This is a genomic window from Leifsonia araucanica (genome assembly GCF_051161895.1).
Taxonomy (GTDB): domain Bacteria; phylum Actinomycetota; class Actinomycetes; order Actinomycetales; family Microbacteriaceae; genus Leifsonia.
The window spans coordinates 2116018-2129066 of sequence record NZ_JBMBTW010000002.1 but is presented as its reverse complement, the minus strand read 5'-3'; the positions used below and the strand labels follow the sequence as shown (position 1 = coordinate 2129066).

12 protein-coding genes are annotated in these 13049 nt (G+C 61.4%); 8 read left to right on the top strand and 4 right to left on the bottom strand.

The genetic code is table 11. The annotated features are described in order from the left end of the window. Window positions 1-182 precede the first annotated feature (182 nt). The 4 genes from ACN6M5_RS10195 (at window position 183) to ACN6M5_RS10180 (ending at window position 4908) form a co-directional block, all read left to right on the top strand. Window positions 183-1175, top strand: coding sequence for a PD-(D/E)XK motif protein (locus ACN6M5_RS10195; RefSeq protein ID WP_434949555.1), 993 nt, complete (start codon window positions 183-185; stop codon window positions 1173-1175). Beyond that, on the top strand, window positions 1172-4255 hold the full coding sequence (locus ACN6M5_RS10190; RefSeq protein WP_434949554.1) for a Z1 domain-containing protein: 3084 nt from the start codon (window positions 1172-1174) through the stop codon (window positions 4253-4255). Before ACN6M5_RS10195 ends, ACN6M5_RS10190 begins: the two co-directional genes overlap by 4 nt. Window positions 4256-4340: 85 nt before the next feature. Beyond that, a complete protein-coding gene (locus ACN6M5_RS10185) occupies window positions 4341-4661 on the top strand; it encodes a hypothetical protein (protein WP_434949553.1) in 321 nt (106 codons plus the stop codon). Between the two features lie 109 nt (window positions 4662-4770). Beyond that, window positions 4771-4908 (top strand): hypothetical protein, encoded by a 138-nt coding sequence (locus ACN6M5_RS10180; RefSeq protein ID WP_434949552.1) that lies wholly within the window; start codon window positions 4771-4773, stop codon window positions 4906-4908. Between the two features lie 941 nt (window positions 4909-5849). On the opposite strand, the gene relB is transcribed toward ACN6M5_RS10180, so the two are convergent. Together relB and ACN6M5_RS10170 are read right to left on the bottom strand one after the other, a co-directional pair. Further along, a complete protein-coding gene (gene relB, locus ACN6M5_RS10175; RefSeq protein WP_434949551.1) occupies window positions 5850-6365 on the bottom strand; it encodes a type II toxin-antitoxin system RelB family anti-toxin in 516 nt (171 codons plus the stop codon). Between the two features lie 403 nt (window positions 6366-6768). Beyond that, entirely contained in the window at window positions 6769-7023 is a 255-nt protein-coding gene (locus ACN6M5_RS10170) for a hypothetical protein (protein WP_434949550.1), read from the bottom strand. Window positions 7024-7498: 475 nt separating this feature from the next. Here ACN6M5_RS10170 and ACN6M5_RS10165 point away from each other — a divergent pair, with 475 nt between their 5' ends. Then, window positions 7499-8245 carry a hypothetical protein gene (locus ACN6M5_RS10165; RefSeq protein WP_434949549.1) on the top strand — a complete coding sequence of 249 codons (747 nt, stop codon included), beginning with the start codon at window positions 7499-7501 and terminating at the stop codon, window positions 8243-8245. Window positions 8246-8946: 701 nt separating this feature from the next. After that, a complete protein-coding gene (locus ACN6M5_RS10160) occupies window positions 8947-9189 on the top strand; it encodes a cold-shock protein (protein WP_434952369.1) in 243 nt (80 codons plus the stop codon). A 114-nt stretch (window positions 9190-9303) separates the two neighbouring features. On the opposite strand, the gene ACN6M5_RS10155 is transcribed toward ACN6M5_RS10160, so the two are convergent. Further along, window positions 9304-9531 (bottom strand): helix-turn-helix transcriptional regulator, encoded by a 228-nt coding sequence (locus ACN6M5_RS10155; protein ID WP_434949548.1) that lies wholly within the window; start codon window positions 9529-9531, stop codon window positions 9304-9306. 208 nt (window positions 9532-9739) lie between these two features. Between ACN6M5_RS10155 and ACN6M5_RS10150 the strand changes: the two genes are divergently transcribed. Beyond that, window positions 9740-10831 (top strand): tyrosine-type recombinase/integrase, encoded by a 1092-nt coding sequence (locus ACN6M5_RS10150; protein WP_434949547.1) that lies wholly within the window; start codon window positions 9740-9742, stop codon window positions 10829-10831. Between the two features lie 177 nt (window positions 10832-11008). Here ACN6M5_RS10150 and ACN6M5_RS10145 read toward each other — a convergent pair whose 3' ends face one another. Continuing rightward, window positions 11009-12265 carry an FAD-dependent monooxygenase gene (locus tag ACN6M5_RS10145; RefSeq protein WP_434952367.1) on the bottom strand — a complete coding sequence of 419 codons (1257 nt, stop codon included), beginning with the start codon at window positions 12263-12265 and terminating at the stop codon, window positions 11009-11011. A gap of 101 nt (window positions 12266-12366) precedes the next feature. Here ACN6M5_RS10145 and ACN6M5_RS10140 point away from each other — a divergent pair, with 101 nt between their 5' ends. Continuing rightward, a complete protein-coding gene (locus ACN6M5_RS10140) occupies window positions 12367-12963 on the top strand; it encodes a TetR/AcrR family transcriptional regulator C-terminal domain-containing protein (protein ID WP_434949546.1) in 597 nt (198 codons plus the stop codon). Window positions 12964-13049 lie beyond the last annotated feature (86 nt).

Sequence of the window (13049 nt, the reverse complement as noted above, 5' to 3'; positions counted from 1 at the left end):
CTTCTGTAGGGTTCGCCGTGCCATGTGGGAATCTCGCGGAAGAGCGTCTGCGTCACGGCGCAGTTGAATATCGCACGCTATGGTTGAGCCGATCCTGACTGATGCCGGCCGAGCCACTCAAGTGCCGAAACTGGGTGATCGAATATCAGCATGACGGGCCACGAGTCGAGGAGGACAAATCGATGAGCGGTGAAACCGCGCAGAGCTCGCGATTGAGCGGCGACGATGTAGAGGCCTATTTTCGCGCGGGCTTCTTCAACCGTCGCAAGGTTCTCGACTCTCCGGAGGCATACATCGAATTCAACCCCGAGCAGGAATGGATTCGTCTCCGGACACCGGCAGCTGAGACCGCGCCCGAACTCAGTGGCTTCGAGCGCATCACTGTAGACGTGGTTGACGAGCTCGGCGCGGGAGTTTGGGCCGAGCTGCGAGTCGACGCGCGAGAGATGCATTACGAGGCCTACCTGGTTCTCGCATCCGTGGTCGACCTAATGCGTGGCGGCCTGAGCTTCGCCGCGGCGATTCCGGAAGGAGTCGATTCGTTCCGCGAACTGCTCAGAACGAAGCAGAAGCTCTCGGATGAGGCCCAGATCGGACTCTTGGGGGAGCTTCTCCTGGCAGAGCACTCCTTACGCACCCTGTCAGGGGACGACGTCATGAGCGCATGGCTCGGACCTGATAGAGAGGAGCACGACTTCGTCTTCCTCAGTTTCGACGCCGAGGTGAAGACCACGCGCAGTGAACAGCGCATTCACCTAATCAATTCCGTCACCCAACTAGAGCCGACGCCTGGCAGGCCTCTTTATATGCTTTCGATCCAGGTCACTGCGGCAGGCGGGGCAAAGCAAGGGAGCACGCTCGGTGAGCACATCGCCGCGATCCGGCGGCTGCTGGACCGCCGACACATCCGGGCCTTCGAAAGCCGGCTCCAATCCCTAGGGTGGCGAGAATCCGACGCAGATGACTACGCGAAACGCTGGGTGCTTCGTACCCAGCCGCGGGCCTACCTGGTGGATAAGTCCTTTCCTGCGATCACACGCTCCCGCTTGCAAACGGCGGTCCCTCGACCAGAGCTCGTCGGTAGCGTTCAATATCGTGTAGATGTGACTACCGTCGAAGGATCAACCGCACCCGAGCCCGTGGGTTCGTTCACCCGATTGGGTGCGGAAGCATGACCGCGGCCCAGATGTTGAGAGCCGCAACTAAAGCTGCGCTTGAGGGAATGAAGGGGCTAGGGCCGCGAGGTCTTCTGGACGAGGTGAATCGGAATCTCGGATTCGCCGACGAGCAGCCCGTGACCGAGAGCGAACTGCTCGAGCTTCTGTTCGCGGAGGGAGAGCCTCAGTCCACCGCATTTCACCTTCAGCTCGGCGCGTGGGATCTGGTCGAAGAGGGCCGGTGGATATTCGACACGAAGCCACTTACCGACGAGCGTCGCACTCTCGTTCTCTCGAAGCTTGCGTTCTCCGACCTGGCAGCAGCGGAGGTCAACGAGACCTTCCCGCCCAACAAGGCCAAGAATGTCTTCATCGAGGACGCCGACTGGGAGCCCTGGTATGCAGCGGGAGTCCGTCAGGCGCACTCGTTCTACTGGGACGCATATCGGACGGTCTTGGAGAAATCACTGCCGGCGACTTCGATACAAAACATCGACGAGACCACCAATCGGATCATCAGTCGACTTTCCGACCCGTGCTCGGGGACTCCTTACCAAGCGAAGGGCCTCGTGGTGGGCCACGTCCAGAGTGGCAAGACGGCGAACTTCACCGGCGTGATCGCTAAAGCCATGGACGTCGGTTACCGGCTCATTATCGTGCTGACCGGTACCTACGACATCCTTCGTGATCAGACGCAGCGCCGGCTGGACAAGGAGCTTGTGGGCCGAGAGAACATTCTCGGCGGCATTGAAGAGGAAGACGTATCTCAGGCGGTCAATGTCGACTATTGGCGCAGCGACGACCAGGACTGGCAGAGCGACAAGTTCGTCCGACATGGTGCGCAATTCTGGGCGACGGGCGGCATTCCGCGCATACGGCGCCTAACCACTTCCACCGACGACTACAAAGCTCTAAAGCAAGGACTCCCGGCGCTCGATTTTCGTGCTGGCAACGAGTTGAAATTCCCGAACAAGGGAGTCTGGGCGCCCGAGAACCTTTTCACAACAGACGTCCGCCTGATGGTCATCAAGAAGAACTCGTCAGTGCTGGCCAAGATTCTGGGTGACCTGAAGAAGATCCATGCCGACCTGGGCGAAATACCCACCTTGATACTTGACGATGAGGCAGATCTCGCCTCGGTGAACACCACGCAGCTAGGCAAGGTGGACGCCGAGGGAAAGCGGGAGCGCACTGCGATCAACAAGCGACTCTCCGAACTTCTTGACCTGTTGAAGCGTGCGCAGTACGTCGGTTACACCGCGACCCCGTTCGCCAACGTTTTCGTTGATCCTGAGGACGTGTCCGATATCTTTCCAAGGGACTTCGTCTACTCGTTGGAGCCCAGCAGCGAGTACATGGGCGGAGCAGCGTTCCACGATCTCGACGGCTTGCCCGATGACGTCTCGCCCACACCTGCGCTCTCGAATAAGGCGGCGTTCGTGCGCGAACTCGACCACCAGCCGGACGAGGACGCGGACCTTATGAAGGCGATCGACGCCTTCGTGCTGACGGGTGCCATCAAGCTGTGGCGCGAGGCTAACCCGGATCACAACACGGTCAACGCCAAGCCGGTGTCGTATTACCACCACACGATGCTTGTCCACGAATCGGTAACCCAGCAAGCCCACGCCGAGATGGCGAAGCGGATCGACACCATCTGGAACGCCGCGGCCTACAGCATGCCATCCGCGAACGCGCGGCTGCGAGAGTTGTTCGAGAGCGACTTCCTGCCAGTATGGCAATCTCGGCGGGAGACAGGTGAGTGGGGCGCCGTCGCCATGCCGGACGACTTCGAGGACCTCGTTCAACACCTCGGGCGTGCCGTTGATCGGATAACGTCCCAGGGATCGCCGGTCGTCGTTGTCAACGGAGACACCAATTCGGATTACCAGAAGCTGAATTTCCAGGCCGGCCGTGTCTGGCGGATCCTTGTCGGCGGAGCGAAGCTGAGCCGAGGATTCACAGTCGAAGAGCTCACGATCACCTACTATCGCCGACGTTCTCAAGCGGCCGACAGCCTAATGCAGATGGGACGTTGGTTCGGTTACCGTCGCGGATACCGCGACCTCGTCCGGCTGTTCATCGCCACTCAAGCCGAGGATCCCAAAGGGAAGAGTTTCAACCTTTATGAGGCGTTCGAGGCGATTCTCAGAGACGAGCGGGATTTCCGCGATCAGCTATTGAAGTTCTCCCTGCTGCGCGAGGACGACCGTCCTGTGGTCCGACCCATCGATATCCCGCCGCTCGTATTTCAATCGCTCCCATGGCTTCGCCCATCTGCGAGAAACAAGATGTACAACGCTGAGCTGGCGTTCGAGGGCGATGGCGGCGTCGTAAAGGACTTCCCGCGCCAGCCCGATAGGAACAAGCGTGTCAACGCCGCACATTTCGTGCTCGTGAAGCCTTGGGCCGAGCAATTGAGTGCCCCCGACTCGACACTCGAGTTCACCTATCGGCTCGCGAACCCCGATGTGGACGACAACCAGCAGGACCTCGTCGACGCCAACTCGTCGGTAAGAAGCTTCAGAGCCTGGGCGGTGGTCGCAGACGCAGAGGACGTCCGCGGGCGGCTTTCCGGTTTCAGGTGGGCGAAGGACTACACGTTCGAGCCGACCCTCCACCTAATGGACATGGCGATCGCCGAGGGAACGCTAAGCGAATGGGTCATTTTGACCCCGGATCTGACTCCGTACCGCGCGACAGTGGATGGTGTGAGCGTGCCGCTCCTGCAGCGCAGCCGGCGCGAAGATCGGCCCGGGTTCTCAGGCAGCTCCTTTCGCCAGCGCCACGCGCTCCAACACATCGCGGGGAACCCTCGTGCCCGTTACGGCGGCCCCGAGGCGGAACGGCTGATGGGTGACGGTACGCGAGGGGCGATGTTGCTCACCTTCTCACCGGATCTCGATTTTTCTACGGTTCGAGATGAGGACCGGAAGGGCGCAGTCAGAGATGCGTTGGAAGGTGGCTCGCTGGCTGCGAACGACATCGCTAGCCTCTTCTCTCTCGTGTTTCCATACCGCTCGGCGCCGGCGGGTCGGGTTGGTTTCAGAGTGCGTCGGAACGACCTTCGAGACATGGCGGTTGTCGACAAGGACTAAGCGGCCATGCCTCCCTGGAAGGATCGAAGCCAGTGCAGGCAAACCGACGTAAGCCACTTCAGCAGCCATAGCGAAAATCGGACGAGTGGCGCTCGTTGCACGGGCTAGAGTGACGGTCGAATATTGCGGACCGAAAGGTGAGAAAACGATGCCCACGGGCCCCTTGCACTACCGCACGTACGAAGACTCAGCGCAGCCGCTGGGTGTCGGAACTTCTGAATGCCGTTGCATGATCGGTGCGGATCACGTCGCTGATGGCACCGTCCTGGAAGAAGCTGACTATGCCGCGGACGACGCGCTGAGCGTTTGGGACGCAGCCGAAATTTGGGCATCGCGCGGCAAGGGCGACGAGGACACCTTTGGCTACAGTGCAGTAGAGCTACAGAAAGCGCTCGACGACGAGTGATCGTTGAGCTGCTTAGGCTAGTCGCGCCGACCGCAATGCTTGCAGGGCTACTCGTGCGACAAGTTGAAACAGTGTCCTCGAACTCGCGTAGAGAATTGGAGCTCCGTCCGTGACTGATTTCGACAACTGGTGCAACGCGCTGTACTTCCCGCAGGGGCGTCACAAATTCGGCGGGGTGTTCTGCCGACTCGAGCTTGGGCACGATGGCGATCATTGGTGCGAGGCCCAAGATGAGATGGACGCGTGAAGTCGTCGACGCGTGTTGTACGGCTTGCTCGCCAACTGGAGTATCGAGCCTGATCGGCTGGGACGGCGCCCCCCGAGCACACCTCGGACTGTTAGCTAGCTGGCAGCCGCGCTCGAAAGGGAATCGTCTAGCGCTTCACAGTCTTCTCGTTGCACCGCGGACCAGCTCGCGCTGCTGGATTGTAGATCGCGCTTTCGTTTTGTGTCGTGCTGCTTGAGCTGAGCTTCAGGGCAAGTTGGCGAAGTGGCGCAGGCAATACCAATCGCTTGCCACGAGCGCTCGTATCACCTGCGCGTCAGCTCAGCACGCAACATCGCCACCAGGGCGATGATCCTGGGGATGCCGCGCGGATATACGTGCTCATCGGCGTAGCGGACCCAAGGCTTGCCCGAAGCGTCTCGAATTAGGAGATACATGCGAGATCGCGGGGCCATTCTCGGAGGAGTTTCTAGCGCCACCCTTTGGCCCGGCAGAATGATTCCTGGATCGCCACCGTCGTTCAGAAATTGGGACTCGTAGGTGCCCCTCTTCGTCTTGTAGGTCACAGCGGGAGCCTTGATGGGCCTATCGCCGGTGTTTGTACCATGAACAATCGTCATGCACCGTTCGCCCTCGGTGGTGAGATGTAGCCCATGTGTAACCCATGACACGAACCCATCCGCGCTCTTCCGGCGGGCAACCGTGATCTCGCGCGCCAGAATCGTCAGGCCGAGGAAAAGTGCCCCAATTGTGCCTACAGCAGCCAGCCAGTCCGGGACTGTCCCCAGTTCTGAGTCGCCAACCAATCGCTCAAGCCACTTGTGATCACTGTTTGAATGTAGCGGTCGGTTCGCCCAAGCCCCTTCTCGTGGTGACGTACCGCCATCACTGCTCCGCGCTGCCAGGTGACTCAGCAATTTGTGAGCTTCAGAGACCATGAAAAGTCCTGTTTCAGTCAAGTGTCATGGGTCAGAAAAAGACCCCTTGAAGTGAGATGAGGCTGATGTTCGCGCCGTGTGGTCAGCGAGACGGTTACAGTCGAAACCTTTGGCCGGACAATGTATCTGGCGGAGATGTGGGACAAAGTCTTGGCGGGAATGGCTCTCGGCTGTGAGACCGGGACATCTTGATCGGCGCACCGACACCTGTTGTCGCCGCCAGCGGACGTACCTGGTGACGGGTTCGGCTGGGACGACGCCGATCCGCTCATCCATGAGCGCGCGCCCTGCGGTCGAGTTCCAAGGATTGGTGCTTCCGACCACGGTGTCCACGATGCCCAGTGCGGTCAGCACGGCCATGAGGGAGTCCAACTGCGGTGCGCCGGTGCCTCGTTCGATGGCTCGCAGGGTGTTCGTCGTGACGTGTGCGCGCTCGGCGAGCTGCTTCGCAGTCAGGTGCTGGAGCTTCCGCCATCGAGCGATGTTGGTGCCGAGTTCGGCGAGCCGGCGGGCTCGGGCAGGGGATTGTCTGGTGACCATGATGGTTCCTTCGAGGGGCTCAGGGCAGGCGGTGTCACGGATTCTGTCACGCTTCTGCAGGCATTGATCCGCGCCGCTGTTGCGCTCGAGGCGTCTCTCGTGACGGTCCTGGCCACTCCACAGTCGTGGCCGATGAGGTGAAAGAAGAGCTTCTCAGTCGCCGCTGAAGCGGCTCTCACGATGCCCGCCGGCTGCTCCGTTGTCACACCCGTCGGAACGGTGTCAGAGCGCTACACCCAGAGGTCGCAGCTCCGCGGCGACCTGCGCTGCTTCGAGGTAGAGGCGCCCGCGTGCCCGCGGCCGCGTCGGGGTTGAAACGGTCGTTGATCCGCAGGCTCCTCAACGCCCGACGTCGCTTCGCTCCAGTCTTGATCCACGGTGCCACTTCGTTCCAAACCGTGGATCAAGCCAAACCCCGACTTTCCAGGCCAAACGGATGGTCCTTGATCAACACCACCGTCGATGATCCTTCGGGTTCGGTGTTGATCAAGATGGAGTTGATCCATCCGTTTCCCCTGATGAAACAGCAGAACGTGACCTCGATCGCTCGCTGAAGCTCCCGATGCGAGGGAGAAAGGAAAAGGGCATAAGGGGAGGTGGCACCTCGCTGCGTTTCAACCTCGCTCCGCTCGGCCGAAACTTGCTCGGTGGTCGGCATAGCCGACACCTCTTCGGTCACCCCTTTCGACTCTCGCTGCGCTCGGTCGACGGGCTTCCCTCACCCTCGTCGCTGGCGTTCCTTGGGCCCTTACTGCGTCGCTTCGCTCCTTGCCCTCCAACGCCACGTCGGTGGTGTTGGAGGGTGCCTTCCGCCGATGCCTCTCCCCCGCTGCGCTCCCCCGTGGACACCGTCGGCTGACCGCGCCCTGCCGGGACGTGTGGCAGCTGCGCGGCGATGCCGCTGAAGGGCCGGAGGAGATGCTTTCGGGCCGTTAGCTCGGAATTGCGTCGTTCGCCGCGCTCGAACGGAGCGGCCGCGAGGTATCCGACCCCGTTGCGTCGAATTTCATGCAAATCATTTCCAGATTCATTCGCCTCCAGAATCGGGCGACCGAGACGCAGGGAAGCTAGTATCGCCCCAGAACGGATCTCTGGCCGGGCATTTGGGCGTCGGCTGTAGTTAAGGGAGTCGCATGACGGATTTGACGGTTCCGTTTGCTTGGACCCAGGGCATGCGGCCCGACGAGCCAAGTGCCCTGCCCAGACCCCAGCCTTGGCAGGAGGTTCTTTGGCGGCGTCTCACGGGCCGTTTTGGGGGACTTAGAAGCGGTAACACCACCCGGGAGTCCGAACTCACACTGGGTATTGGCCGCAACATTTACTACTACGTCGGTGCTTGCCATCCCGACTTTGGCCTGTATGTGGCTTCATACGGAGCGCACACCTCCGCGGCAATTTCGGCGACTGTTCTCTCGCCCTTTGACACCGGTGGGCTCGCGCAAGGTCACGTTGCGTTGAGCACCCCGATTGAGCCAGCGGCACTTGTCAAGCGCGAGAGTTACAACGTCGGCGACTACCAGTCGCGATTCAACGACTGGGTTGCGGCTGCCTACGAAACGCGCAATGACTATCCGTCCGGAGTTCGACCCGGAAGTCTCATCTCGCCCGAGATTGATCTCGCGGCGGCGGACAATGATGGGCGCGCGTGGATCTGGGAGGGTCGGATCACTGCGCTCGATCTGCCCTCGGCGCCCATGCTTCCGACCGCAGTCTTCTTTCAGCCGGGGCGTAAACTCCGCTACAGGGACTGGGTCAAGAAGGAGGCTCCGATGTCGATGGTCGAGGCTGCAGAGCACCTTGCTCTCATCGCGCGAATCGGCCAGGAAACAACTGAGCCCGTCCGCGCCGGCCGCCGGTTTGTTTCGGGAGCCACGCTGTGAAGTCAGCTCCTGTAGGTAACGGGCTGATCCTACGGGGCATCACCGTCGAGCTCGAAGGCAACGAAGCCGACGTGGTTTTCGCACGACCAGTCGTGTCGTCAGCTGGTGCGGACTTCGTCGCCGCCGAGACAGACGCTGGTGGTTTTGAGTTGAGACCCCTTGCGGCACGCGATCGTGATTTCGTTCGCTGGTTCTCTGAAACTGATGTCGGAGAGATCGGGGTTGACGAAGGAGTCTGGATCGCTGGTCCTCGACTGCTTCGCGAACTCCGTTCCGGCGATGCAAAGCTTCTCGCTCAACGAATGCGTGTGTGGTCACCACTTCGCGGTGGTTTCCGTTGGACTACTGGCACGTATCGTGATTATCGCGATTTCATGCAGTCGTACGCCAACCAACTTGAAACACTCCTGTACCGAGCAATCTTCCTTCAGTCTCGACAGAACGGTGCTGACACGACGCGCGTCATGTTTGAGCTCTACCAGGCGTTTGCTCTCGAAGATTCCCTACAGCGAGCACTGAATTGCGCCCTGTATTACTCGGAAGCGCACCTGCTCACCTCGCTCGAGCTCGAAATAGCAGACGCTGTCACGGCGGGGCTCGCGAATAGTACTGACGAATTCGAGAACCAACTGGGCGTCCTCCGCTCGCGTGTCCTTGCAGCGCGCCTCGCGGAAGACTTCAAATCTGGGACAGAGGGTCGCATCGATGCCGACCTAACGACGGGAGGCGCTCTCAAGACAGGAACGGTTAAGTGGTTCAACGCAGAAAAGGGCTATGGCTTCATTGCTCCCGCTGATGGCGGTGCTGACATCTTCGCGCATTTGTCCACCGGCGATGACACCATCAAAACGAATGACACTGTTTTCTACAGGCTCAAGGACGGAGAGGCCAACCTGCTCAGCGCAGACGAGCTCGGAATCCGTAAGCGCCGGCGAAGCGACTAGTCGTCGTCGGCGGCGGCGTCCAGTCGGCCCCTGGGACTTCTTGCGGATTGCCGGTCTTGGGGTGACCGGAACCGGGGAGACGGGCCGTTGCTTCGGGGGCGTAACGGCCCTGCATCATCGCACCTCCTCAGAGGTGCTCGCATGCTCCTGGCTGAGCAGCCAAGCGTCGACTGCTTCTGGGCGGTAGCGGACGCCTCGACCGATCCGAATAGACTTCGGTCCGCGCCCCTTGATGCGCCATTCGCTCAGGCTGCGCTCGGTGGTACCCAACCGAGCAGCCAGCGTCGCAGGTGAGACGAGAGAGTCGAGCAGATTGGTACCTACTGCGGTGGATCCAGGCACGGAAGAGCTCCTCTAGTGAGGAGTGCTTCCGAAGTTCTGCATGCTCTCCGTTGTGCCAGTTACGACCTCAAAGGTCGTGACTTGGGAGTATTTCCAAGCCAGGCTAGCCGTCTCTGCGACAACACTCGTGTTTTCAATTGAGCCCAAAAGCTAACACCGGCCACCGATAAACTCGCGCCTGTTCACGCCACTTTTCATAGGGAGCGACTTGGGAACCGTAAAGTCCTACAGCACCAAGACCAAGGGCCGGCTCTACGAAGTCTGGTACACAAAGCCTGATGGCACTCGAGGGCATGACCGCGGGTTCAAGCTCAAGCGTGACGCGGAGGCGCACCTCTCGGTGGTCGAGGTGTCGAAGCTCAAGGGCGCGTTCGTGGATCGCGCGGATGCGCGCGCGACCGTCGGAGAACTCGGAACTGATTGGCTCGAGCGCCATAAGGCCAAGCTCTTGCAGAGCAGCTTCCACTCCGTGGAGAGCGCATGGCGTGTGCACGTTGAACCGAAGTGGGGCAGTTACCCGATCGGCGGTATCACCAAGCGTGAGATCCAGACATGGCTCAACGAGCTCGGCGAACGGCGCTCGCACACAACCGTTGCCCGGGCGCGCGATTTGCTCGCGGGAATATTCGACGATGCGATTGAGGACAATCGCGTCATCAAGAACCCAGCGCGAGGGCTTGCGATAAAGAAGAAGCCCATCCCGGACGAGGTCTTCCTCACACACACCCAGGTCGAGGTACTCGCCACGTCCTCCCGCTACCCCGATCTAGTTCGCTTTCTCGCGTACACGGGGCTGAGGTGGGGAGAGGCGACGGCGCTCCGGGTGCGGAACATCGATCTCGCGCGGCGGCGCGTGAACGTCCGAGAAGCGGTTGCCGAGGTAAACGGAAAGCATGTGCTGGGCAGTGTGAAGACCCATGAGCGGCGCACGGTTGCTTACCCCGACTTCCTCGACGCTGACGTGGCTGAGGCATGTAAAGGAAATGGGCCGGACGCCCGAATTTGGAACGCCGACAACGGGGGGTTCCTGCGCCCAGGTCATTCGACCTCTGGATGGTTCGCTGCCGCGGTACGGCGGTCGTCGGCCGGCGATCCGGAGTTCCGTCGCGTCACTCCGCATGACCTGAGGCACACAGCAGCTTCGCTCGCGATCAGCGCCGGTGCCAACGTTAAAGTCGTGCAGAAGATGCTCGGTCACAAGTCCGCAAAGGTGACGTTGGACACATATGCTGCTCTCTTCCCAGACGATCTGGACAACGTCACGGAGGCATTGAGCCGCCAGCGGGCAGAGCAACTCTGAGATGCTCTGTGGTGCATTTTGGTGCAGGAGTAGTTGCGAAATGGCGTGAGACGATGTGACTACATGCGGGCTACCGCCGCGGAATCTCGGTATTTTCAATTCGAAGTCGGGAGCTCAGTGGCGGCCATAATGGGTTCAAATCCCACCGGTACCGCCACGAAAACGCCCCGCACCCCTTCACAACAGAGGGATGCGGGGCGTTTCGCATGCCGGCGGAGACGCTGCCGGAGCAGCAGGCTGGGCGGGAAGGTCCCACGTGCCGCCGCGGTCGTGTTTCGCGAACCGCGCGGCGACGTCCGGGATGTGCAGTCGTACGGCGGCGGCTGTGATCGTCTGGAACGCGGTGATCGCGAACCGGCTCTCCGGGAGGCCGAGCCGCAGGATTTTCGGCTTCACGGTGGCCTGGATCTCGTTCACGAACGGTCGCAGGGTCGTTTCGTAGCGGGCTAGCGCTGGAGCCAGGTCATGTGGACTCGCGTTGATCTCGCCAGCGAGGACGTACGCGCCGACGAGGCTCCCGGAGACTCCCATGCCGCTGTAAGGCGAAGCGCAGTGCGCGGCGTCGCCGACGAGCGCCACGCGACCCTTCGACCAGGTTTCGCTGCGGACTTGCACCACCTCCTGCGAGTAGAAGAACGGGGCATCCTTCATCCCGTTGACGAACCGGTCGGTCTGCCAGCCCGCATCACGGAACCGCTCTGCCCAGAATCGCTGCTGCGCCTCGACAGGAGCGCGGTGTATGGCGGACGCCTCCTCCGAGGTCTCCCGCAACACGAAGTACACCTGGGTCTCCTCCGGGCTGTGGCTGCGACGCATGATCTGCCGCCCGCGCGTGGCCATGTATGTGTCGCGGATGCTGCCGTCGGACTCGGTCCTGGGGATGAACCAGTAAGCCATGTGCATCCCGGTGCGCCAGTACGGCGCCGGCGCACCGTCCGGCAGGATCGATCGGCGGATGCGGGACCCTTGCCCGTCCGCGCCGATGAGCAGGTCGAATTCGTCGGACCGGCCATCGGAGAAATGGGCGAGCACACGATGTTCGTCCTGCTCGAACCGGTCCACACTGGTGCCGAAAACGTAGTCGACGTCGTCCTTGGTCGCATCGTGGAGGATGCGCACCAGGTCACCGCGCATGATCTCGTACTCGGAGGTCAGGCTCTGACGGCCCTTCCCCGAGGTGTTCGCCATGATTCTGACGCGGGGCTTGCCCTTCGCATCCACGAACGCGACGCCTGGCTCGTCGACCAGGTGCTCGCGGATCGTGTCCAGCAGCCCCATCCGCCGAGCGGCCTCGATACCCTGGCCGCGCAGGTCGACCTGCGCGCCGACAGCGCGCAACGCCGGGAACCGTTCGACCACGGTGACTCTGTGACCTCCGCGGGCGAGCCAGAATGCCAACGCCTGTCCGGCGATCCCGCCGCCGACGATGTGCACCTTCAACGATCGCGCTCCTGCTTTCGAGGACATCTCCATCATCTCTTCCCTATCAGTGAATGGTTAGCCTGATCATCGCCTATCGCTGATAGGCTGTCAAGATGGGAAAGCTGGAGCGGGATCAGGTGGTCTTCGAAGCGCTCGACCTGCTCGACGAGGTCGGGCTCGACGCCGTGAGCACGCGGCGGCTGGCGGCGCGGCTCGGCGTGGAGCAGCCGTCCTTGTACTGGCATTTTCGTAACAAGGGTGAATTGCTCGCCGCTATGGCGGGGGCCGCGATGGTGCCGCACGCGGCAGAGCCGCTCCCGGTTGCCGGCGATGACTGGCGTGAATGGTTCCTGGACAACACCCGCAGCTTCCGGCGCACGTTGCTGATGCGCCGAGACGGCGCGCGACTCCACGCCGGCTTCGTGCCCGTCGCAGACTTGGATCGCATCACCCGGAAAATGCAGTTCCTCACGGAGTCGGGCGTTCCAGAGTTCGACGCTCAAATGGCGATGCTCGCCGCGAGCCGATTCACGGTCGGCAGTGTCCTCGAGCAACAAGCCGACTCAGCGGTCGATGACGTGAATGACGTGAATGACGCGGACGACGCGAACGACGACCTTCCTCACATTTCCCACGACACCGCCTTCGAAGCGGGCCTCGCGTTGATTCTGGCTGGGCTCGACGGCCGTGCTCAGCCACTGACCCCCTAGGGGATCTGTCCTGAGCAGTACCTCGTGCTCTCCGTCCTTTTCGGTCGACCCCGGAGCAAGGCGTTTGGCAAGTTTTGGCAATTTGG